This window comes from Paenibacillus sp. FSL P2-0322 (assembly GCF_037975315.1).
In the GTDB taxonomy this organism is placed as follows: Bacteria; Bacillota; Bacilli; order Paenibacillales; family Paenibacillaceae; genus Paenibacillus; species Paenibacillus polymyxa_B.
Genome location: NZ_CP150243.1, coordinates 5,751,652 through 5,773,631 on the forward strand (window position 1 = coordinate 5,751,652; position 21,980 = coordinate 5,773,631).

Annotated in this window: 20 protein-coding genes and 1 riboswitch; of the genes, 4 read left to right on the top strand and 16 right to left on the bottom strand. The window is 47.6% G+C overall.

All coding sequences use genetic code 11. The annotated features are described in order from the left end of the window. Window positions 1-165: 165 nt before the first annotated feature. On the top strand, window positions 166-1,122 hold the full coding sequence (locus MKY24_RS25485) for a sugar kinase (RefSeq protein WP_339201112.1): 957 nt from the start codon (window positions 166-168) through the stop codon (window positions 1,120-1,122). Here the strand turns inward: MKY24_RS25485 and MKY24_RS25490 are convergent. From MKY24_RS25490 to MKY24_RS25500, 3 genes are all read right to left on the bottom strand, one after another. Further along, window positions 1,119-1,295, bottom strand: a complete 177-nt coding sequence (locus tag MKY24_RS25490) for a hypothetical protein (protein ID WP_175405226.1) — start codon at window positions 1,293-1,295, stop codon at window positions 1,119-1,121. The two genes, MKY24_RS25485 and MKY24_RS25490, sit on opposite strands and share 4 nt — an antisense overlap. A gap of 9 nt (window positions 1,296-1,304) precedes the next feature. After that, the gene (locus MKY24_RS25495) at window positions 1,305-2,318 is read right to left on the bottom strand and encodes a LacI family DNA-binding transcriptional regulator (RefSeq protein WP_023990869.1); all 1,014 of its coding nucleotides are present in this window, start codon (window positions 2,316-2,318) and stop codon (window positions 1,305-1,307) included. A gap of 224 nt (window positions 2,319-2,542) precedes the next feature. Further along, a complete protein-coding gene (locus tag MKY24_RS25500) occupies window positions 2,543-3,952 on the bottom strand; it encodes an MATE family efflux transporter (RefSeq protein WP_023990870.1) in 1,410 nt (469 codons plus the stop codon). 357 nt (window positions 3,953-4,309) lie between these two features. On the opposite strand from MKY24_RS25500, the gene MKY24_RS25505 reads away from it, so the two are divergent. The 3 genes from MKY24_RS25505 to MKY24_RS25515 all read left to right on the top strand — a co-directional run bounded on the left by MKY24_RS25505 (window position 4,310) and on the right by MKY24_RS25515 (window position 7,806). Continuing rightward, the gene (locus MKY24_RS25505) at window positions 4,310-5,317 is read left to right on the top strand and encodes an acryloyl-CoA reductase (RefSeq protein ID WP_339201113.1); all 1,008 of its coding nucleotides are present in this window, start codon (window positions 4,310-4,312) and stop codon (window positions 5,315-5,317) included. Between the two features lie 283 nt (window positions 5,318-5,600). Further along, window positions 5,601-6,161 carry an RNA polymerase sigma factor gene (locus MKY24_RS25510; RefSeq protein ID WP_339201114.1) on the top strand — a complete coding sequence of 187 codons (561 nt, stop codon included), beginning with the start codon at window positions 5,601-5,603 and terminating at the stop codon, window positions 6,159-6,161. Continuing rightward, complete coding sequence (locus MKY24_RS25515) at window positions 6,121-7,806, top strand: DUF4179 domain-containing protein (protein WP_339201115.1); 1,686 nt, start codon at window positions 6,121-6,123, stop codon at window positions 7,804-7,806. The genes MKY24_RS25510 and MKY24_RS25515 overlap by 41 nt, the downstream gene beginning before the upstream one ends. Before the next feature lie 108 nt (window positions 7,807-7,914). Here MKY24_RS25515 and MKY24_RS25520 read toward each other — a convergent pair whose 3' ends face one another. The 13 genes from MKY24_RS25520 to MKY24_RS25580 all read right to left on the bottom strand — a co-directional run bounded on the left by MKY24_RS25520 (window position 7,915) and on the right by MKY24_RS25580 (window position 21,878). Beyond that, on the bottom strand, window positions 7,915-8,739 hold the full coding sequence (locus MKY24_RS25520) for a carbohydrate ABC transporter permease (RefSeq protein ID WP_339201116.1): 825 nt from the start codon (window positions 8,737-8,739) through the stop codon (window positions 7,915-7,917). Further along, on the bottom strand, window positions 8,739-9,605 hold the full coding sequence (locus MKY24_RS25525; protein WP_339201117.1) for a sugar ABC transporter permease: 867 nt from the start codon (window positions 9,603-9,605) through the stop codon (window positions 8,739-8,741). The genes MKY24_RS25520 and MKY24_RS25525 overlap by 1 nt, the downstream gene beginning before the upstream one ends. A 16-nt stretch (window positions 9,606-9,621) precedes the next feature. Further along, window positions 9,622-10,854 carry an extracellular solute-binding protein gene (locus MKY24_RS25530; RefSeq protein WP_339201118.1) on the bottom strand — a complete coding sequence of 411 codons (1,233 nt, stop codon included), beginning with the start codon at window positions 10,852-10,854 and terminating at the stop codon, window positions 9,622-9,624. Window positions 10,855-11,008: 154 nt separating this feature from the next. Continuing rightward, window positions 11,009-11,809 (bottom strand): ABC transporter permease, encoded by an 801-nt coding sequence (locus tag MKY24_RS25535; protein ID WP_339201119.1) that lies wholly within the window; start codon window positions 11,807-11,809, stop codon window positions 11,009-11,011. Continuing rightward, window positions 11,806-12,534, bottom strand: a complete 729-nt coding sequence (locus tag MKY24_RS25540) for an ATP-binding cassette domain-containing protein (RefSeq protein WP_339201120.1) — start codon at window positions 12,532-12,534, stop codon at window positions 11,806-11,808. The genes MKY24_RS25535 and MKY24_RS25540 overlap by 4 nt, the downstream gene beginning before the upstream one ends. Before the next feature lie 345 nt (window positions 12,535-12,879). Then, window positions 12,880-14,958 carry an ABC-F type ribosomal protection protein gene (abc-f, locus tag MKY24_RS25545; RefSeq protein WP_339201121.1) on the bottom strand — a complete coding sequence of 693 codons (2,079 nt, stop codon included), beginning with the start codon at window positions 14,956-14,958 and terminating at the stop codon, window positions 12,880-12,882. A 103-nt stretch (window positions 14,959-15,061) separates the two neighbouring features. Further along, window positions 15,062-15,205, bottom strand: coding sequence for an RAxF-45 family protein (locus MKY24_RS25550; protein WP_016822706.1), 144 nt, complete (start codon window positions 15,203-15,205; stop codon window positions 15,062-15,064). A gap of 80 nt (window positions 15,206-15,285) precedes the next feature. Continuing rightward, a complete protein-coding gene (locus MKY24_RS25555) occupies window positions 15,286-16,464 on the bottom strand; it encodes an MFS transporter (protein ID WP_023990880.1) in 1,179 nt (392 codons plus the stop codon). A 69-nt stretch (window positions 16,465-16,533) separates the two neighbouring features. Next, window positions 16,534-16,633, bottom strand: a riboswitch (purine riboswitch). 57 nt (window positions 16,634-16,690) lie between these two features. Continuing rightward, the gene (locus tag MKY24_RS25560) at window positions 16,691-17,650 is read right to left on the bottom strand and encodes an alpha/beta fold hydrolase (protein WP_071558075.1); all 960 of its coding nucleotides are present in this window, start codon (window positions 17,648-17,650) and stop codon (window positions 16,691-16,693) included. An 11-nt stretch (window positions 17,651-17,661) separates the two neighbouring features. Continuing rightward, a complete protein-coding gene (locus tag MKY24_RS25565; RefSeq protein ID WP_028540809.1) occupies window positions 17,662-18,711 on the bottom strand; it encodes a glycoside hydrolase family 130 protein in 1,050 nt (349 codons plus the stop codon). A gap of 60 nt (window positions 18,712-18,771) precedes the next feature. Then, complete coding sequence (locus MKY24_RS25570) at window positions 18,772-19,605, bottom strand: carbohydrate ABC transporter permease (protein ID WP_028540810.1); 834 nt, start codon at window positions 19,603-19,605, stop codon at window positions 18,772-18,774. 2 nt (window positions 19,606-19,607) lie between these two features. Next, window positions 19,608-20,492, bottom strand: coding sequence for a sugar ABC transporter permease (locus MKY24_RS25575; RefSeq protein WP_053326360.1), 885 nt, complete (start codon window positions 20,490-20,492; stop codon window positions 19,608-19,610). A 66-nt stretch (window positions 20,493-20,558) separates the two neighbouring features. Then, the gene (locus MKY24_RS25580) at window positions 20,559-21,878 is read right to left on the bottom strand and encodes an extracellular solute-binding protein (RefSeq protein WP_068939071.1); all 1,320 of its coding nucleotides are present in this window, start codon (window positions 21,876-21,878) and stop codon (window positions 20,559-20,561) included. Between the last annotated feature and the right edge of the window lie 102 nt (window positions 21,879-21,980).

A 21,980-nucleotide genomic window follows, 5' to 3' on the forward strand; every position in this document is an offset into this window, starting at 1 on the left:
TTTTGATAAACAGAATCGAATTTTTTTATCTATATTACCCAAAAAGTTTTTAACAGATATATCAACTTCATCATTGTGAAAAACCGATTTATGTGATAATTTCAATTTATTCAGTTGGTGCATGCGCTTACAGATTAAGTTTACTAAACATAAGGAGGAATACAAATGACCGCAACATTGGATGCTGTTACCTTCGGAGAACCGATGGCCATGTTTTATGCCAATGAAGCAGGCTCTCTGGATGAGGTGCGTTCATTCACCAAAGCGTTGGCCGGGGCAGAGACGAATGTTTCAGCCGGTTTGGCGCGTTTAGGTCTACGGGCGGGACTCGTGACCAAACTCGGCGAGGATGCGTTCGGCAAGTTCATTGCCAGTGCGCTACGTCAAGAAGGGATCGACACCCAGAACGTCATGTTTACCAAAGACCACTCTACCGGCATGCTGATTAAATCCAAAGTTACAAGTGGGGACCCAGAGGTGGAATACTTTCGCAAACATTCCGCCGCCTCCACACTAAGCATCGCTGATTTTAACGAGGCTTACTTTTCCGGAGCTCGCCATCTGCATTTTACAGGTATTTCTGTCGCCCTCTCCCCTGAGTGCCGTGATTTCGCACGACATGCGCGGCAATTTATGAAAAAGGCTGGCAAAACCGTATCCTTTGATCCGAACCTCAGACCCAAATTATGGCCTGACACGCAAACGATGGTGGAGGCGATTAACGAAGCATCTGAGGGGTGCGACTGGCTTCTACCCGGCATTCATGAAGGTAAAATATTGACAGGCTACACCTCACCGGAGGATATCGCTTCCTTCTATCTTGACCGAGGTACCTCGCTGGTCATCATCAAGTTGGGAACCGAAGGTGCATATTACAAATCCGCAGATTCTGAGGGATACGTCAAACGCTTCCGCGTAGAGCATGTTGTTGATACCGTAGGCGCGGGTGACGGATTTGCCGCAGGTGTTATCAGCGCGCTACTGGAGGGCTTGCCCCTGGCAGAGGCCGTCAAACGCGGTAATGCCCTTGGCGCACTGGCTGTCATGTCAGCTGGAGATATGGACGGCTATCCGACACGAGCCGAGCTGGAATCCTTTTTGCTCAGCGCCAGCACGAATTAATCCGGTTTTATTCCCCGCATAGCCTTCACCGCTATTAGCGCAAGCTCAACAAGGCCGAATCCAAAGTCAGCCTTAACTTCCAATAGCCCGTATTCGCGTTTGTACGATCTGAGCAGCATACGCATACTCAGATCGTACAAAGGAATACGGGCTATTTTTATAATACATGACACATTGCTCGTCTACAGCGTTTTGACGGATTCTCCCCGATTAATATCCGGTACAAATCGGTAGATAATCGGAACCGATTCGCCGCCCTCCTCAATGCTGGACAGCAGCGTCTTTGCCGCTTGCTTCCCCATATCCGCAATCGGTTGTGTAATAGTCGTAATCGGCGGATTGTAAATATGGGCAAACTCCGCATCGTCAATCCCGATAATAGACAACTCCACCGGAATGCGTATACGACGGGCATTCACATATTTCAGCGCTTCTGCTAGCACAATATCATTCCCGGCCAACAGCGCAGTCGGCGGCTCTGGCAGCTGGAACAACTCCTTCAGTGTCTGCTGGATTTCTTCTCTCGGCACACTGCGCATATACTCTTCTCGAAATGGCAAGCCATGCTCCTCCAGCGCCTTTTTGTATCCGCTGAGCCGCTCCACCCGTGGAGTAATCCGATTCAAGCCAAGGGGCAAAGTAATCAGCGCAATTCGCTCATGTTTGTGAGCCACAAGTTCCTGAATCGCCAGCTTAATCGCCATTTCGTTATCCAGCAGCAGGCTGCGCGTATTCACCCCGTCTACCAAACGGTCCAAAAACACTAACGGATACTTTTCACGAATGAGCTGGTTGTAAATATCTGCATGCTTGCCTGTCGGGAAGATGATCAGGCCGTCCACCTGCCGAGCCTTGAGCATCTCAATATATTGGCCCTCCTTGTCCGGGTTTTCATCGGCGTTGCAAATGATCACCTGAATGCCAAAACGCTGCAATTCCTCCTCAATCGCACGGATAGACTGGATCGAAAGGGTATAGTCAATGTTGGCTACAATGACCCCGACCATAAACGTCCGGTTTTGCTTCAAGCTGCGGGCCAGCCCGTTAGGCTGATAGTTCAGCTCTTGAATAACCTCGGCAATCCGGTCTCTGGTCTGGTCGCTCATATATTTATATCGTTTGTTCAGAAATTGCGAGACAGTGCTTTTAGACACTCCTGCCTTCTGGGCAACATCTTCAATCGTCGGCTTCTTCATCGGTACACTCCTTGTCTTTCATGTACTGCGTTAGTGCAACAAAAGTATATCTTTTTTTTAGTAAATTTACCATACTTCTATTTATGAATGCCATTATGATATAAGTCGAACTTCAAAGTTGCCTATCGTGCCACCGTGTAGAAGTATGGTTCTCCAGCAGCAAAAAGAGGCAGCTCAAGATGTTCTCTTGAACTGCCTCCACGTAACCATAAATACTGCTCGGATCAGTGTGCTGGAACGGGCGTTGCAGACTGATCTGGTGTATCGTGCTCGACCAGCGCATGTTTTTCCCATAACCGGCTTTTCCAGCGGGCATACATGATGACAGCACGAGTCCATTCATCAGCAGCAATCGCCAGCCACACTCCGGCGAGCCCCATGTCCAGCTTGAACACAAGCAGATAACCAAGCGGCAAGCTCATGCAGACCATGGAGATCAGGCCCATAAAGACCGGGAACTTCGCATCTCCAGCAGCACGCAACGAGTTAATAATGACGATATTCGTTGTCCGACCAGTTTCTAGCAGAATGCTAAGTAAAATGACCTGTGCTCCCAAACGAATAATTTCAGGATTTTCCGTGAACAAACCAAGCAAGGGAACACGGAAAAAGATGACCACCGCATCAATAATCACGGTCACGAGCAACGCCCATTTCACACTGGTCAGTACACGTTTATAGGCAGTATCCTTCTGTCTGGCTCCCACGAGCCTTCCTACCACAATAGCCGTACCCATACCGACTGCCATACTGAACAAGTAAATATAGCTTGAAATATTATTCGCATATTGACGTGTCGCCATTGCTTCTGCGCCCAGATAAGTCACGTACAGTGTGAAGATGAGCTGACACGACTGATACATAATGGACTCCAGCGCGGATGGTACACCAATGCGCAATATTTTAGAGATGAACTTTTTGGACAGTTGGACGTAATATTTCCACTCGACACGAACCTCAGTGACCCGGTACATCAGCCAGAAGAAGATCAAGAGACAAATAAAGCGGCTACCTACTGTAGAAATAGCAGCACCCTCTACTCCAAGTGCAGGCATTCCCCAATGCCCAAAAATCAAAACATAGTTGCCGACCACGTGGATCACGTTCATAAAAACCGATACATACATCGTTTCTTTGGTAAAACCATGTGTACGAATGGTCGCGGCCAGCGCATTAATCAATGCTTGAAGAAAAATGGCACCCCCGACGATGCTCATATACGACTCCGCGTAAGCCAGAATCTCACCCTGGACATTCAGCCATTGCAACATGTGCGTACCAAATACAAGAAAAATTACGCTAAGTAAAAGACCTACCATCAAATTCAACGTAATGGCCGTACCTGTAACCTGGGCCGCTTCGACTAGTTTCTTAGAACCGATATATTGAGCTACGACGATAGCAGCGCCGTTGCCGATAACCTCCAGTACAAGGATGGCAATTGAAATAATTTGATTGGACGCGCCCACACCCGACACTGCATTATCAGATACAGAACTGATCATGAACGTGTCGACGCTCCCCATTAGCATAAACAGAAACAATTCAAGGAAAATAGGCCATGTTAAACGGAACAAATTCAGTTCCTTAGCTTCGGACAATACCGAACCTTTTTTTAGTGCTCTGGTTGTCATTCATTCACCTTTCTTCATAGATTTATTTAACGATCAAAAGGTATGTTAGCACAGTCATTCTGAAAATACATCCCGTTTACGTAAAATGATTTGCAAAATGCGTAAGAATTCATTTATCACTCTCTTTATAATTGATTATCGAACTTTATTGAAACAGAATATTGAAAGAATATACCAGGAATCTGGTCTTTTCGACGTAATTATGAGCTAAAGAGTATAATAGAATACGAGCCTGTGAGCATTGCCGCTGACAGGTTGTGAAGATTGTTGTATGCTTCCTAAGCATAATTTGTGAATTAAAGATGGAATATATAGGACATTCATAGGGTTAAAAGGTAATAAAGGAGGCTTTTACAGATGACTCAATCATTTCAAGCTCTTGTCGTCGATCAGACGCAGGACGGTGAAGTTCAAGCAGAGGTACGTTCTCTGGAAGCTAGCAGTTTACCTGCTGGAGAAGTATTGATTCGTGTCGCTTATTCCAGCATCAATTATAAAGATGGGCTTGCTGCCCGCAAGGATGGCAATATTGTCAAAGCCTATCCGTTCGTACCAGGCATAGATTGCTCGGGGACCGTCGTCTCTTCGGAGGACAGCCGCTTTAGCGAAGGACAAGCGGTGCTCGTTACCGGATACGGGCTGGGTGTGTCTCAATTCGGGGGATTCAGCCAATATGCACGTGTGCCTGCGGACTGGGTGGTTCCACTTCCAGACGGACTCACGCCGAGAGAGGCGATGATTTTCGGGACAGCTGGATTCACCGCAGCCCTGTCGTTATATCGGCTGGAGCAAAACGGCGTTACTCCGGAGCAGGGCAAGGTACTCGTCACCGGAGCGACGGGCGGCGTAGGCGGGGCAGCCATTGCCCTGCTGAACAAGAGAGGCTATCATGTCGTAGCCAGCAGTGGCAAGGCTGATGCTCACGATTACCTCAAGGCGCTCGGAGCAGCCGAGGTCATTTCCCGCGAGGAGGTCTACGACGGTGCGGAGAGCATCCGCCCGCTGAGCAAGCAGCTTTGGCAAGCGGCTGTTGATCCTGTAGGCGGAAAGCCGCTCGCTTCGCTGCTCAGCCAAATCGCCTACAACGGCTCTGTAGCCGTGAGCGGCCTGACGGCAGGCACCAAGCTGCCTACGACGGTGCTGCCGTTTATTTTGCGGGGCGTAAGTCTGCTGGGCATAGACTCTGTCTTCTGCCCATACGACACCCGCATAGCGATCTGGAAGCAGCTCGGCAGCGAATGGAAGCCGGAGCGGCTGGAGCAGCTCGTTGAGCGCGAAGTCGGATTGGCTGACCTGCCAAGCGCGCTCGAAGACATCCTTGCAGCCCGCTCGCAAGGAAGAACGCTAGTACGACTGGTTGACTAAGCGAGTAGGTCCGCAAGCTAATCCGTTAACGCGGTTTCGCGTGAAGGAATGTTCATTCCGTAAGCTCTAGCTTCGGAAAATGTAAGAAGCCTGTAAATCTGCATTTTTTGAGATTTACAGGCTTCTTTTCGTTTATTGCTACTTCCTTATCCATAGATGAGCAAACAACATAGATACATCATGGTACATTTGAAGCAGAGGATTTACTTTTCGCAACCAAATGAACCTTTTGAGGACCTCAGTTGTTATATAGATAAACTGCACGAGAAAGGAGAGCACATCATTGGAGAGTAATCGAGAGTTGTTTGATTTGTATCAACGAGATGTATACCGAACCTGCTACTACATGGTACATAATGCATCGGATGCAGAGGATTTAACACAGGAAGTGTTTATCATCCTGTTTCGCAGCAATCGTGAACAGATCGAACAACTAAAAGCCTGGATTATGAAAATTACGGTCAATCATTGTCTGAATTTCCTTAAACGCCAGAAAAGCCTGCATTTGAAGGTATCGGCTAATCCCTATCTATTTAGCAGGGCGGAAGGTAAGCCTGTAGACAGGCTGGTGGAAGAACGCGAATCGGCAGAGGAATGGGCCGTTTATATGAATCGTCTTCCAGCCAAAATCCGCGCTGTGCTGACACTCCGCTATATGCATGATTTCACGCTGGCGGAAATATCAAAACTGCTGGAAATTCCGCTAGGAACCGTCAAATCGAGGAATCACAAAGGAATAAAGTTATTGGGGCAAATACTGCGGGATGCAGGGGTACAAATTCCCGAGATGGAAGGAGAGAACTATGAACAACGTAGAAAAGGCATTGAAGCGCAAGTTAAATGATGATTCGGAGATGGCCTATCCTGACTTCGATGAGATGTGGAACCGGATGGAACAGACAGGGCATACTGCCCCTACGCTAACCGACACTTCCGATTCATTCACTCCGCACCGACACAGAAATTGGCGCAAAATAGCTATCGCCGCCTCTCTGAGTGCACTTCTCGTTGCCGTTCCCGTCTATGCCGCCATCCATTATAATTGGGGCGATCTGCTGCACGGAAGAAGCGGCATTCAGACGGCACTAAATCAAGACCTTGGACAGCCCTTGGAGCAATCCGTAACCAGAGACGGAGTGAAGCTGACGCTGCATACCGCTATTGTCGATGAGAACCGGACCGTGATTCTGTACAGCTTGGAGGTCGGAAAACGCGCAGACAACGAGTTTTGGAATGTCAAAGGCGTATCACTTAAAAGTGCTGCGGGGAAAAGCAGTGCGGGCGAGTATAGCTTTCAACAATGGGACGAGAAAAACCAACGTTATAACGGCTACTTTGAAAGCGATTGGACACCGCAGCAAGAAACAGAGAACGTGCGACTGACCGTAGATCATATTGAGCTCACCAGCGTTCAGGAACTGGATTTGCCACTCGATATCAAATCGCCTCAGATGCAGACGTTCAAGCTGGATCGTAACGGCTTACAAGATTTGAAGGTACAGGTATTCGAACAAGGGAAGGATAAGCTAATGCTGTCCTCGGCAATTACCTTCGATTCGTCCAAGCCGAGGGAATGGGACAATCCACAAATCATTGCCTACAAAGGTGGAGAACCTGTGCGGCCTCAGCCTGGAGGAGCTTTTGGTACACCCGGAGAGAATGGGGAATACACAGCCCAGCAGTATTTTACTAAAGCAGATATACCGGAAGGACAGACTACTTTCAAACTGCAATATGCGCAAACTGAGAAAAGTATAAATGAACCCATAAACCTTGATCTGCAGCTAAGCAAGAAGAAAATGGAAAGCGGAACGATTAAAAGCGTGCTGAACACCCCATTGGAGAACGGCAATCCGAATTTTACGCTAGAACAAATGATTGTCACACCTACACAAATCCGTGTCACGATCAGAAGCGAAAAAAAATTCGCCATGTTACCTTATCAAAAATACTTTCTTTCTGTGAACGGCACAACGCTGGAGGGTAGTCGTTGGTCTTCACCTGATCAGGAACACGATCTGAACACGATCCGTTTTGAACGACCGTCCAGTCTTGTGATTACCAAGGACACTCCTGTTACTTTTACAGGCAAATACAAGGTTACGACCCATTCGGATGACAAAACGCCACAGCGTTTAACTGATATTTCTGAGCAAAAGCAGACGCTAACGACGCAAATCGGTGGCTATCCTGTGAAGTGGACCTACTACAAACAGGGATCGGACTTATTCGTAGAAACCGAAAGCGAGGATGCTCACTTTGGAGGGATCAACCAGACGCATATTGGCCTGGGTAAAGAACGGATTATCGGCAAGCCAATCACAGCCAATTTCGCCGGAGACGGCAATAACAAGGCAGTGGATGTCTACAAGAACTTCAAAGGGAAGGAAGCTTCTATCTATATGTTCTATTATACAACGGACGACCCAGAAGCAGAGACAACCATACCCTTGCGGCCTCTGACAAGCAACAGCAAAGCAGCTAAATAGCAATGTTATAAAAAGAGGGTCCTCTATACCTGTGTGAACCGTGGTATAGGGAACCCCTTTTTATTTTCCTAGTAAGGCACAGTCTGCCTGAGACGATTGACTCCCGCCCTACTTCACAGAACCTTGCGTAACGCCATTGATAATCCATTTTTGTGCAATCAGATAGACAATAATCATCGGCAGCAAGGCCATCAGGTACGAAGCAAAAGCCAGATTAAAGTCGGTATTGAACTGCCCCTGGAACACATACTGAACGAGCGGCAGTGTATACTGCTCTGCATCGCTGATAATAATGAGCGGCAGCAGGAAGTCGTTATATGTGGACAGACAAGTGAGAATTCCCACCGTAGCACTAATCGGCGCCATCAGCGGGAATATAATGCGCCAAAAAGTACCCCATGTCGTCGCACCATCTACCGTGGCTGCCTCTTCCAATGCCACCGGAATGGAGCGAATATAACCGACATACACGAAGACATTAAACGCCAAACCATACACCGTATGCAGCATAATAAGACCCAACAGATTAGTCATATGAAGGCCCGAGGCCAGTTTTACAATCGGCAGCATGATGATCGGGAACGGTATAAACATGGCGCTCACAAAGTAAAAATATAATCCCTTAAAAAAGCGTCGCTGCATATTACGGGCAATCGCATAAGCGACCATCGAATTGGTTAGCAAAGTCAATATGACCGTCGATGTCGTGACCATCACACTGTTCTGAAAAGCGCTGAAGAAGTTGGTCATTTCTACTGCACGACTAAAATTTTCCCAATGCAGCTCGATCGGAAAGGCAAAGGCGGAATGCGCCATCTGCTCGGGATTTTTAAGGGCTATCGTCACCGTCATATAGAGGGGAAACAGAATAAATATTGTCCCCAACGCTACCAGAAGCAGCACAGGCCAGTTGGTACGTCTGCTTGTTTTCATCAGTTATCCATCTCCCTTCTCTGGAGGAATCGCAGCTGTAAGATGGAAATGATCGCGATCACAATAAAGTAAATAACAGAGTTAGCCGACTGATAAGCAAATTCTCCGCCTCTAAAGCCTCCGGTGTATATCAGGTGGGAAATCGACTGGGTGGCCCGTCCCGGCCCGCCATTCGTCAAAGCCACGATCTGATCGAACACCATCAGGGAATTTTTCATCGCCAATACCATATTGATCGTAAAAAATGGAGCAATTAACGGAAAGGTAATGCTCCAGAATTCGCGCCATTTACCCGCACCGTCCAAATTGGACGCCTCATACAGACTTGTCGGAATGGTTTGCAGCCCGGCCAGATAGAGAATCGTATTAAAGGCAATCCCCTGCCATACAGCTACGATGACAACCCCCACCCAAGCCAGTTGTTCGCTGCCCAAAATGTTCGTCGACAATGAGGTAATCCCTAAATTTTGCCCCCAAATCGTAAACACGTTCGAGAACAAGTAATTGAATATGTAACCCACGATTAGCACGCTCAAAATATTAGGCAGAAAATAAATACCGCGGAAAAAGTTACGAAACCGTATTTTAGCATTCAGCCCTAGCGCAATCAGCAAACTAAGGATATTAGTCGCAATGGTAACCACAATCGCAAATTTGAAAGTAAACCAGTATGCGTTCCCCATATTGTCATCCTGAAACAAATTAATATAGTTCTTAAACCCGACAAAGTGATACTGATGACCAAAGCCGTTCCAGTTCGTGAGCGAATAATAAAAGCCCTGCAAGGCAGGCAAGGTCAAAAATACAAAAAACAATAGCACCGCCGGCACCGTCATCCAGTAAAAAGTCGTTAGTCGCTTATTCATGTCTCCTCCTCCTCTCCTATCGGCGGTTAGCTACCTTATTCCACTCACTGTCTAGCTTGGCCAGATAAGCGTCGATGTCTCTGTTTTGCAGGAAGGCCTGCACAATAGAATTCAATTGGACCGCTTTGGGAATATAGTGATCGGCAAAATCAATGACGCGGCCCGATTTAAAATAAGGCAACAGCTCCGCCACACTCGGATCATCCTGCGTAACTCCCTTCACCGCCGAAAACAGCGTTTGCTCTGTAATGTATTGCTTGCTGTTCTCCGGCTTCAACAAGAAGGCAATGAACTCCTCGGCTTCCTTTTTATGCGGAGTGCTCTCCGATACGGCCAAGAGCGTATCTATACCGGACACCAGTTTGACCGCCTTTTCGTCATTCCCTGTCGGTAATGGGAAAAAACCAAGCTCCACTTTCGGGTTGGCTTTGCGAATTTCAGATATGGCCCACGAGCCCTGAATGTACATCAATCCCTGCCCGTTAGCGAAGGCACGATTACCGTCGGCATAGTTTTTGCCAAAATTATCACCATGCCCGTATTTCAATAGCTCCAGCTGCTTTTCAGCAACCTCGCGGTACTTGTCCTGAAAGGTGACCTGATTTTCACGCCGTTGCAGGAAAAAATCAATGCCCACCAGATTCGGGCCCAGCGCATTAAAGGGGAGGTTCGTTTGCCAATCATCTTTATATGTAAAATAGAACGGGATTTTCCCAGCAGCTTTGATCTTTTGCGCCGTTGCAATCAGATCATCCCACGTTTTGGGCACCTGTAATCCCATTTCCTTAAAAAGCGTTTTGTTATACATCACACCATTTGCATTCGCAGCATAAGGAATTCCATACACAGGATCGGCCCCGGTCACATCCTTAAGCATTTTGAGGTAAATCGGGTCAATCGTACGTGGCAATTCTGTATTCGCCAGATCCGTAAAAATACCGCTTTGTGCCAAAATGGAGTAGGTATCTGTGGCCCCAAGCCCCACAACGTCAGGTACATCGTTTTTGACAACCCGGGTCAATAACACGGTCTCTGCCTCTGGCGGGTTGATCTGTGTCACTTCAATACTGGGATGTTCCTGATTGAATTGAGAGATTAGCTTATCGAATGAACCCTTGGCCTCCGGCTTGTTTTGAAAAAACTCAATTTTCACCTTACCCGAAGCATCGCCCTTGTTGCATGCGCTTACAAAAACAGCCAACAAAAGGATCGCCGCCAGTGTAGACAGCTTTTTGACCCAACTCCACATGCTCATACCTCCTTTTCCCCTATGTCAATCTATGCGGGACTAGACAATTAATACCCGTCCCTTATGGAAAAGAAACGATAAAAGATCCAACTGACCCTCAAGCGGTCAATTGGATCTTTCTTTTACTTTTATGATGTTCAGGCTACGGATGCCCCTAATACAGATAATCATCAGTCACAAAACGGCGGTATGCGCCCCAAGTAAAAAAGATAAGATATAGACTAACCACGGTGATAATCGCCCTATCCACAGACGAATTCCCGATTAAGGACCTATCTAATCCTGTATGCTGCATATATGGAATAACCATAAATGCGATCACATTGTATAGGTATGGGATATGAGAAACAAAAGAGACCAATTTTAAATACAATGAATCAAACAACAAAGAGCCCAGATTGTAAACCATACAAACACCGATGGCATACGTCACACTTTTGCTATACATAGCGATAAAACAATAAAAAGAGCTTATTGCTAATAATGAGGCAAGCGCCCAACCATAGTATTTAAGCATCTGCAGTCCTTGAGATCCGGACAGCCCCGCATCACTTACATCATAGGAAAGAGTCCATACTTCAACGATCACCTGCGAGGATACTGCAAATACAATGAGAAGAAACAAAATAGTAACATTTAAAACCAGCAGCTTACTCCAGAAAATCTGTCCGCGGGTAAATCGGCGCATAAATAACAAACGCAGTTGCCCGCTTCGAAATTCCTCTGTGTATACAGCAGCAGCTAAAGCAGCCACAGCTATGTTGCATACTAAAAACAAATTCTCACGCAGACCAGTAACGACAAAGTTTAAGGATAATACCTCTACAGGAACCTTCATCGTGCGCAAAAAATATACTCCTGTCGAACAGGCTAGAATCGGTATACATAATACCATGAGCCAGAACCACTTTCGTCTCCACAATCGCTCGAACTCGCTGTATATTAATGATTTCATAGTCCCATCAATCCCATAAAAGCATCCTCTAGCCGTTGGCCGTCCTCTACTAATTGATCAGTAGGTCCCTGCCAAACTAGCCTGCCCTCTTTGATAACAACGAGTTCATCACACATCTGTTGCAGTTCATCCAACAAATGACTGGAGATAAAAAAGGCATAATTCGCTGAATCACGTAGCTGAAGCACAATATCTTTCAGCTCCTGCATTCCCATAGGATCCAGCCCATTGGACGGTTCATCCAGCAATAAAAGCTCAGGAGTCCCCAGCATGGACTGCGCAATACCTAGCCTTTGCTTCATTCCCAGCGAATAGGTTTTCACCTTGTCATCTCCCCGTGTTTCCAGCCTCACCTTTGTAAGCAACTCTTCAATATGTGTCTCCCGATCTGAGGACGCAATCTCAAAGTGTAACCGTGACAAATTGCGCAAAACCTGCCTGCCTGTCATATAATCAAAAAAAACCGGAGATTCAATAATAGCCCCCACCTTGGACAGCGCCTTTTCCCGATCCGTCTGTACATCATATGAGGCTATCTTTACAGAACCGCTGGTTGGCTGCATTAATCCGGTCATGATTCGCATCATTGTAGTTTTACCAGCTCCATTAGGTCCGATGAATCCATATATCTTCCCTTTCTGAAGTTTAAAAGAAACACGGTCTAACAAGTGCCCTTTTCCCATTTTTTTCGTTACCTGACTGACCTCTAGTAAGGAGTCCGACATACTATTCCCTCCATCCATAACAAATCACAACATAGTTCCAACGCGTGCATTTGATATGTAAGATCATGATGGATAACACAAACTTCATTTAACAATGAATCATATTATTTTATTCAATTTAAAAAGTATCATATGTTGCGAAATGCAAACAACTTTCTTTATATGTAAAATATAATAACAATAATATATCAATACCATTTATCTTAATTAATGGTCATTAATTTTTGTGATGATATCTTTGTCTTTTCACTGCAAAAAAGGTAGCCCTTCAGTAAACGTTCTACCTCAGGACTACCCTCTATATAAAATAAACTGTTTTCTATCCAGTAACTACTAGCCTGTCACCTACTCCAGCTCAACCCACTCGCCGAGCAACGCATCCAGCTCGGCTTGCAGCCGCTCACGTGCGTCCCACAGCTCCGCCATGTGGATCGTGTCGCCGCTTGTGCCGAGCAGCTCCAGCTCGGCATCCGCCGCCGCCAATTCTGCTTCTTTGGCGGCGATGGCCCGCTCCAACCGCTCGCTGGATGCAGCGGGCGTGCGTGATGGCTTCGCGGCCTTCGCTTCGCGTGCCCCAGACCCGGCAGCGGGGGCCCCCAAGCGACCTGCCGACTCGGTGCGAGCACGACCCTTATCGGCTCCCGAGGTCGCTCCCGTACGCGCAGCCGTCTCTGGGCCCTTGCTCGCTGCACTGGAATGCGCAGCCGTGCCCGAGCCGCCATCGGATGCGACTCTACTTGCAGATGCCAAGCGTACCCCGGCATCCCCCTCACTTAGCAAGCGGGCGTTTTCCAGCTCCCGCTTCTTCGCTCGGTACTCATCAAAGCTGCCCAGATAAAAGGTCAGCTTTCCAGCCTCCAGCTCCCACACGCGTCCTGCCAGCTTATTCACAAAATAGCGGTCATGTGAAATCGCCAGTACCGTTCCCGTGTAGGTGTCTAACGCTTCCTCCAGCGCCTCGCGTGAGTCAATGTCCAGATGGTTCGTCGGCTCATCCAGCACCAACAAATTTGGCTTTTTCATGACCAGCAACGCCAGCCGCAAGCGGGACCATTCGCCACCGGACAGCATGCTCACGGGCTTAAACACATCGGCACCGTAAAACAAATACTTCGCTAGCAACCCGCGCGCCTCGCCTTCTTCCACCCCTGCTTCCTCCTTGAAGTAAGCAAGCACAGTCGCTCGGCTATTCCGCTCTCTCTCTTGCTGCGCCAAATATCCATACTCCACGCGCGCACCCCACTGGACTGTGCCTGCATCCGCGCTTTCCTGACCAAGCAGCAGCTTGAGCAGCGTCGTTTTGCCTGAACCGTTATCGCCCAGCAAGGCCACCTTTTCACCGAATTCCAAGCTGCCCGTTGCCCCGTTTAATATCTGACGCTCTCCATAGGCTTTAACGATTTCTTCAAACTGTAGCACCCGGCGACCGGAACGATCCTCCAGCTTTAAGTGAAATTCCGCCCCCTGCGGGTCCAATACAGGCCGCTTCACCAGCTCCATACGCTCCAACGCCTTACGAATGGAGGCTGCTTTTTTGAAAAACTTTTCGTTGTCGCCATTGCGCCCCCACTCTTCAAAACGCCGAATGGCCTCTTTCATCTTTTTAATCCGCTTTTGCTGTTCCTTATAATCTTCAAATTGCAGTAGCAATCGTTCTTCCTTTTCCTTAACATAGCCGCTGTAGTTCGTATAATACGTAAACGCCTCGCCATCCTCAAGCTCAATCATTTTAACGGCGACCCGATCCAGAAAATAACGATCATGAGATACAACCACACACGCACCTGTGTAGCCCTGCAAAAATTGCTCCAGCCATTCCAGCCCCTTCAAATCCAGATGGTTGGTCGGCTCATCCAGCAGCAACAAATCCGGCCGCCCGATGAGCTGTGATGCCAGCGCTATTTTTGTTTTCTCTCCACCTGACAGCGAGCCGAAGCTGCGCGTATACATTCCTTTGGGAATACGCAGACCATCCGCTACCTGATCAATATTTGCATCCATTTCATAGCCGCCGTTGCGCTCAAACCGTTCCTGCAAGGCAGCATACGATTGCAGCAGCTTCTCCAGAAGGCCTACGTCTGCTGCCACAACCGGATCTGACATTTCCCGTTCCAGTGTGCTCATCTGATTGCGGCAATCCTTCAGCTCACGATAGGCGTAAGCCAGCGTTTCGTACACAGTAAAACTCTCAAACTCCGCCGGAATTTGCGGTAAATAGCCGATTTTCGTATCCTTGGCGATGACGAGCTGCCCTTCATCCGGGCGGGACAAACGTGCGATTAGGCGTAATAGGGTGGTTTTACCGCTTCCGTTGCGGCCGATGAGTCCCACCTTTTCTCCTGTATGGATATCAAACGATGCACCATCCAAAATCAGATTGGCAGCGTGGTATTTTTTCAATTGTTGACCGTTTACTATATACATGTTCAGGCTCTCCTTTATTTAGGAAGACCCTTACCTGGGTAACACAAAAAGAGCCGCAGGAGCAACCCCGCGACTCTTCGGAAGATACAGCAATCCGTTCGAGTTAAGGTAGGCGTCTTCTCGCGATGTTTACAACCGTATGATTAAAATTGGACAGACTTCTCCCGTTGTATGGAAAAGCATGAACAATGCCAGCCATAGCAATCGGCAGCTGGCTAATACGGTTGTTCAGCATCTCGTGATTCACCTACCTCACCTCCTTCTTCATAATTGTGTGTAGTATAACATGTTTGCTCGCATTATAAAAGAGGGCGATGGTTCAGCGAATTATGAAACAGAGTGGTGCCCTCTGACAGCCTGTGATGTCCCCGCTCTGGTAATCGAAAATACGCCGCAGACAAAAGCAACAATCACAAATGCCCCACCCACCCAAGCGTTCGTGGCAACAGATTCACTATTCTCAATCACTACTCCTCCCAGGGCAGAACCGAGAGCGATCCCGACCTGGAGTGCGGAGAAATTAAAGCTTTGCTGAATACTACCCGATTCGGGTGCATTTTCAATAAGATAACTTTGCATCGGGGGCGACAAGGCCCAACTCAGTATGCCCCAGATGATCAGTAGTGGCGCAAATACATAAATCGAGTGGATTGAGAATGGCAGCAAGAACATCACGGCGATAAACACGCCTACGACGACTAGAATACTTTTCGCTGTGCCGAACCGATCTGCCAAAGAGCCGCCAATAAATCCGCCGCTCACTGCCGCCAGCCCAAAGACAAAATAGGCCACACTAATCCACGAAGCGTTTAAGCCCATCATATTTTCTAAAAATGGAGTGAAATACGCATATAACGTGTAATGGCCCGCCAGTGTCAGCGTGGTCACCAGATGAGCACTGATGACTTTAACATTTTTTAAGGATTTCAGCTGATCGCGCATAGGCACAACATGTTCCGTCGGAATCCGCTCCATAAACAAGTTGATAACGATCATAGCAACGACCGTCAACAAGGCAATGATCAGGAAAAGCACCCGCCAGCCAAACGCATTTCCAATCAGCACCCCGGCTGGAATACCTAGAACGATGGAGGAGCTAACCCCCATGGAGATGACACCAAGGACACGGGCCTGATAAGCCTTGGACACCACTTTGACTGCAATGGTCAACGACAATGTCACGATCAGCGACCCGCTTGCAGCGGTAACGATACGGGATACAAACAAGACAGCATAATTCGGACTCCAGAAGGCCAGCAGACTTCCCAGAATAAAGATAAACATCGACCACAGGTACAGTCGTTTTCGTTCAATTTTGGCGGTCAACGCCAACAAAGTTGGCCCAGCAATAGCATACACGAGCGCATAGATCATGATAAGCTGTCCTGCCGTGCTTACGGAGACATTCAAATCCTGCGCAATTTGGGGTAGCACGCCACCGATAATCAGCTCTACCAAACCCACCGTAAAGGTCGCAATCGTTAAAATAACTACTTTGAAGTTCATTACATTAGCTCCTTTGCTGTCATGTAAATTCCCTCGTATTACGCAAAAAAATCCTGACCACAAGAAATGTACAAGACGTACACTTTTTGTAATCAGGATTTATCGGTTCCTGGTAGAGACCCTCAAACCATATTATTGAGGTTATACAAATGGGGCATTCATTTATTACGCATTCACGAAGGTTATAGCTATTACTATAAAGGAGCCTGTGGCTAAGTTCAACCCCCTACAGCCGCAAAAATTCGCTCATGGCACGATCCGACAGATAGGGTAGATACTCATGACCGTATTCGTGATACAGGAGTATTTCCTTGTCTGATACGATTTTATTGTACACCGCAAACTGCGTGGAGGGTGGACAGATGGTGTCCGACAGCCCTGTCACAAACAACACACGACCACGAATACGATCTGCCAAATGTTGAATATCGATGTAGCCTAGTCGGTGAAAGAGCTCCTCCTCGCGCATATGATTCGGATCAAACCAACGAAAATAATAAACCAGTTCTTCATATGCAGATGTAGTGGCATCCAGCGCCCAAGCTCTTTTATAGTCCGACAGAAATGGATATACCGGAACTGCCATACGGACACGTGGCTCCAATGCAGCGCAGGCAACCGTTAAGGCCCCTCCCTGGGAGCAGCCAAATGCGCCGATCCGTTCAGGGTCGACCTGCTCCATAGACATCAGAATGCGTACCGTCTGCACGGTATCCAAAAATACATTGCGGTAATACATCCGATCCGGGTCCGGGTCGTCAATCCCCCGGATGATATGGCCGCGAACCGTCGTTCCCTGAACCTGCAAATTGTCCTCGGACAGCCCACCTTGCCCCCGGCAATCCATAGCCAGCACGGTGAATCCGTGTGCCGCATAGCTCACCTTGTCGAACCAGTCACCACTGTCGCAGGAATATCCATGAAACATGGCCAACGCTGGACCTTGTTCCGTAAGGTGCTTAGGACGAGCCAGCTTCCCATGAACCTTCGCTCCGCCCACTCCAGTAAAATATAGATGGTAACACTCCACCATGGGAGAGACAAAATCAGCAGGCTCCAGTGTATAATCAAGCGGCTGCCGCTCCAGCTCCTGTAATGCCCGTTCCCAGTATGCGTCAAAGTCCAGCGGCTTCGGGTTACTCCCCATATATGACTGCAATTGCTGTAAAGACATATCCTCTGGCATTCAAGTTCCTCCTACATCCGGCCCGACTCACGGTCGTCTGCGACCACTTCATCCGTTGCGATAACATACTTCATAATGTCAGTTACTGTCGTGTATGCGATACCTACATACGTGTCAGCGGCTCCATAATAAATCGCAATCCGCCCAGTGTCCGCATCATGTAGCGTAGCACACGGGAAAACCACATTCGGCACAAAGCCCCGTTCTTCGTACCATTCCTCTGGGGTCAGCACGAAATTCGAGGAACGATATTTAACTTTAGACGGATCATCCAGGTCAAGAACGGCTACGCCCATACTGTATACCAGCCCATTGCACGTGCCCGTCACCCCGTGGTAGAACATCAGCCAACCCTCGGTCGTCTCAATCGGGGCCGGTCCGCCGCCAATCTTTACCGATTGCCACCAGCCCTGTCCGCCCTTGCTCATGACATGACGGTGCTTGCCCCAATAGACCAAGTCAGGACTTTCACTTAGAAAAATGTCGCCAAACGGTGTATGTCCGCTGTCGCTCGGACGGGATAGCAACATAAAGTTTCCGTTTAGCTTGCGGGGCAACAGCACACCATTGCGATTAAACGGCAGGAACGGATTTTCCAATCGTACAAAGCTTTTAAAATCCTTTGTTTGTGCTATCCCCAACGCTGCACCGTAAAAATCTGTACACCAGATGATATAATACGTATCCTCCACGCGGACCAGACGCGGATCGTAAGCATAATTAGGCTGGTAATCGCTTCCTTCCTCATCGACCAAATGCAGACGTTCTGTCTCAATGTCCCAAGCCAACCCGTCGTCACTCCAGCCTAGATGCAAATGCGGACGTCCATTAATCGTTTCAGCCCGGAATACCCCTACAAACCGTCCCTCATACGGAGCTACTGCACTGTTGAAAATACGGGCAATACCCGGCACCGGATTGCGTCCAATGACTGGGTTTTCAGTATGCCTCCACACCGGAGCCTCGCTACCTTCCGGCTTATCCTGCCACGGCATTTTCGACAGACTTTCTCCCAAAATTCGTACGTCACCTACATCCAAATCCACATTCAATTTACTCATACGTATATTCTCCTCTCACCGAGATACTTGATCTCATCATTTTTCTATTTCGCCGTTATTCTATTTCACTGAACCCTGCGCGAATCCGTTATAGATATATTTTTGTAATGATAAAAACGCAATCAGCGTCGGAATAATGGCAATGATAATGCCCGCGCTAATAACTTCCCATTGCGAGCCATATGGCCCTTTAAACTTGAACAGCGCCGTCGATATAACCTGAAGGCTTGTTTTGGGCATATACAGGAACGGGGTGTAAAAGTCGTTGTAAATATTAACGCCTTTGATAATGATCACCGTCACAATGGCAGGCTTCAGCAGGGGCAAGATAATGCGCCAGTAGATCGTCAGATAGGAGGCCCCATCCAGCATGGCTGATTCATCTAGCGCCACCGCAATGGAATCCAGAAATTGCAGAAAAATATACACTGCAATAATATCCGTTCCCAAATACAGCAAGATCGCCGCCCAAGGCGTGTTAAACAGCTCCAGTTTGTTGATAATTTGAAATGTCGATACCTGTGTCGTTACCCCCGGAATGAGGGTCGCGAGCAGGAACGCTCCGAGCATAAGACTTTTGCCCTTAAATTTAAAACGGTTCAAAATATACGCGATCATGGAACCCGTTAACGTGGCTCCGATGATCGAAATCAACAGGATAAAAGCTGTGTTCACAAATCCGGTCAGCATATTTCCGTTAATAAAGGCTTTGGTATAGTTAGCCCAATTCAGCCAGTTCACGGGGGGAGTCAGAGGACTGGTTGCCGCATATTCAGTCTTCGTCTTCAAAGATGCAAACAAAATGACGACAATCGGCAGCAGTGCAATGAACGCACCTAGTAGTAGCGCCGCATACTTGATGCTGCTAGCCAGTATTATTTTCAGCTTATACATGATTAGTCCTCCTCTCCCCGAATTAGCAACCGTTGAAGCAACGTAACAGCGATTACGATCAGCAGCAGAACAACCGCCATCGCCGAGGCCAAACCGACCTTGCTGTATTTGAATGCCACATCAAGCGTTTGAATGACGAATGTTTCGCTACCGTTGGAGCCACCGGTCATAATATACGGAATATCGAATGCACTGACCGCACCGCTAATTGCCAAGATGAGATTCAACTGCAAAATCCGCTTGATGCTCGGCAAAATAATTGAGCGGAACTGATGCCAGCGGTTGGCTCCATCGATATCGGCTGCTTCATACAAATCACTGGATATGGAAGAAATCGCACCGAGAAACACAATAAAGTTAAAGCCCATGTATCTCCAGATCGACGTGCCAGCCAGCGAAATATTGATAATCTCCGGGTTGCCCAGCCACAGCTTGACATACGAACCCAGCCCCACTGCCTGAAGCAGGGTATCGAGCGTGCCGTCTGGCTTAAAAAAGAAAAGAAAAATAAAACCAATGGCCACCCCGTTCATTAGGGAAGGAAAAAATAAAACGCCTTTAAAGAAATTTTTAAACCAGGTCTGAAAGCTGAGAATGGTTGCAAAATAAAGGGCCAGACCCATCTGTACAAACGTGGCTACAAAGTAATACAGACTGACCTTAAACACCGAGAAATACTCGGGGTCGGTAAAGATTTTGATATAGTTTTCAAAACCCACATATTCCAGACGCTTACTATAGCCGTTCCAGTCCGAAAAGCTGTATTTAAACATATTGATCACCGGCAAGTACGCAAAAGTGATCAGCAGCGCTAGCGGAATAAATGAAAAGGCAACAATAATCGCCAATCTTTGTTTGGAGTAGCTGAGATTCGAAAATTTTAACATGCTGCACCTCCTGGCTATCCGTCCATCGACTGCTACGTCGATCCTTTTTTTCGTCAGTTCAGATGGCTATTTTGCTTCCTTTGCAGCCACTTCAGCACGCGCCTTCACCCATGCATCGTTCAGGTCTTTCATAATGGCGTCATACGATTCCGGGCGGTTACCAACCGCTGCCTCAATAATGCGTTTCTTGAAATCAGGCTGCCACAAACCAATTTCGCCCATTTTATCTATTTTATCAACAATTCCTTCCTGTCCTTTTTGAGACGGAGTAAGCGTTTCAAAAACGACTCCCTGATCTTCGTATTGCTTCAAAATGCTAGGCATTGGGGCACCCTTCAGCGGACTAATACTGCCTGCCTGCTCTACAGCATAGTTGGACTTTTCGGTAAACCAGTCCACCCAAGCACGGGCCGCCGCTTTATTTTCACTGTTTACGTTAATACCGAGATTAAAATCACCCGCTAGCGGTACAAGTACCTTCGAGGCATTCGTCGGGAAAGGCATAAAACCGATATCTTCCTTGTTAGGAGCTGTGCTTTTGATCTGGTCAATCGCCCAAGAGCCAAGTACCATCGCACCGATTTTGCCTTGAGCGAGATCCGCCTTGGAGGTCTCCCAATCCGTAGTCGTTGGATCTTTTTCAATCAGGCCTTTTTTAGCCGCATCGTACAGGACCTTATACAGTTCATAGTGGGGCTGGCCCTTCGTGAAATTGTCATCTGTATTCGGTTGTGTGACATTCACATATTCCTTCGTACCCGCCAATGTTGCCAGACTAGACTCCCACTGGGTCAGTGCCCAACCAGAGGCATAGTTCGTAAACAGCGGCACTGCCTTGGTTTTGTCCTTAATCTGCTGTAACGCTGTCAGGAATTGATCCGGTGTTTTGGGAAGCTGCGTGATTCCTGCGTCCTTGAACACCTTTTTGTTATAAATCACACCAGAGTAAACCATCGCAATTGGAATACCGTAGCTGTTATGATCCACCGTACGTTCTTCAAGGCCGGTATACTTGTTTTTCATCTCCTCATAAGTACCCAGCGGCTCGAAAAAGTTGGGCAGCTCTTCAACTGGAATACTGCCAGGAATCAGCAAAACATCTCCATAATCCCTGGTCCCCATACGGATTTTAATTTGACCCTCATAATCGGCCAATGCCTGAAAATTGACCTTCACGTTCGGATAAAGTTTGTTAAATTCCTTGGCGTAATCCTGAAATACGGTATCCACAATATCAGTCCGCTGTGTGATAACCGTAATTTCACCTTCCACACCCTTCGGATCAGAGCTGGCAGCTGGCTCATCCTTCTTTGAGGTACAGCCAGTAAACAGCCCCGCTAACAAAACCACGGATAGTAATGACATCAAAACCTTGGACAACTTCATGAGACGACTCCTCCTGTTGTTTTCGAATAAGGTTATCGTTAAAGTAACAAAATCATTTTATTATGTTAGCGCTTACTATGTCAATTGCAATATTCTTTTTGT

What these genes read in the sequence shown, in the direction of transcription:
- MKY24_RS25485 (WP_339201112.1), top strand. Translation starts at nt 166, where the DNA reads ATGACCGCAACATTGGATGCTGTTACCTTCGGAGAACCGATGGCCATG.
- MKY24_RS25495 (WP_023990869.1), bottom strand. Translation starts at nt 2,318, where the DNA reads ATGAAGAAGCCGACGATTGAAGATGTTGCCCAGAAGGCAGGAGTGTCT.
- MKY24_RS25500 (WP_023990870.1), bottom strand. Translation starts at nt 3,952, where the DNA reads ATGACAACCAGAGCACTAAAAAAAGGTTCGGTATTGTCCGAAGCTAAG.
- MKY24_RS25505 (WP_339201113.1), top strand. Translation starts at nt 4,310, where the DNA reads ATGACTCAATCATTTCAAGCTCTTGTCGTCGATCAGACGCAGGACGGT.
- MKY24_RS25515 (WP_339201115.1), top strand. Translation starts at nt 6,121, where the DNA reads ATGAACAACGTAGAAAAGGCATTGAAGCGCAAGTTAAATGATGATTCG.
- MKY24_RS25520 (WP_339201116.1), bottom strand. Translation starts at nt 8,739, where the DNA reads ATGAAAACAAGCAGACGTACCAACTGGCCTGTGCTGCTTCTGGTAGCG.
- MKY24_RS25525 (WP_339201117.1), bottom strand. Translation starts at nt 9,605, where the DNA reads ATGAATAAGCGACTAACGACTTTTTACTGGATGACGGTGCCGGCGGTG.
- MKY24_RS25530 (WP_339201118.1), bottom strand. Translation starts at nt 10,854, where the DNA reads ATGTGGAGTTGGGTCAAAAAGCTGTCTACACTGGCGGCGATCCTTTTG.
- MKY24_RS25535 (WP_339201119.1), bottom strand. Translation starts at nt 11,809, where the DNA reads ATGAAATCATTAATATACAGCGAGTTCGAGCGATTGTGGAGACGAAAG.
- MKY24_RS25540 (WP_339201120.1), bottom strand. Translation starts at nt 12,534, where the DNA reads ATGTCGGACTCCTTACTAGAGGTCAGTCAGGTAACGAAAAAAATGGGA.
- abc-f (WP_339201121.1), bottom strand. Translation starts at nt 14,958, where the DNA reads ATGTATATAGTAAACGGTCAACAATTGAAAAAATACCACGCTGCCAAT.
- MKY24_RS25555 (WP_023990880.1), bottom strand. Translation starts at nt 16,464, where the DNA reads ATGAACTTCAAAGTAGTTATTTTAACGATTGCGACCTTTACGGTGGGT.
- MKY24_RS25560 (WP_071558075.1), bottom strand. Translation starts at nt 17,650, where the DNA reads ATGCCAGAGGATATGTCTTTACAGCAATTGCAGTCATATATGGGGAGT.
- MKY24_RS25565 (WP_028540809.1), bottom strand. Translation starts at nt 18,711, where the DNA reads ATGAGTAAATTGAATGTGGATTTGGATGTAGGTGACGTACGAATTTTG.
- MKY24_RS25570 (WP_028540810.1), bottom strand. Translation starts at nt 19,605, where the DNA reads ATGTATAAGCTGAAAATAATACTGGCTAGCAGCATCAAGTATGCGGCG.
- MKY24_RS25575 (WP_053326360.1), bottom strand. Translation starts at nt 20,492, where the DNA reads ATGTTAAAATTTTCGAATCTCAGCTACTCCAAACAAAGATTGGCGATT.
- MKY24_RS25580 (WP_068939071.1), bottom strand. Translation starts at nt 21,878, where the DNA reads ATGAAGTTGTCCAAGGTTTTGATGTCATTACTATCCGTGGTTTTGTTA.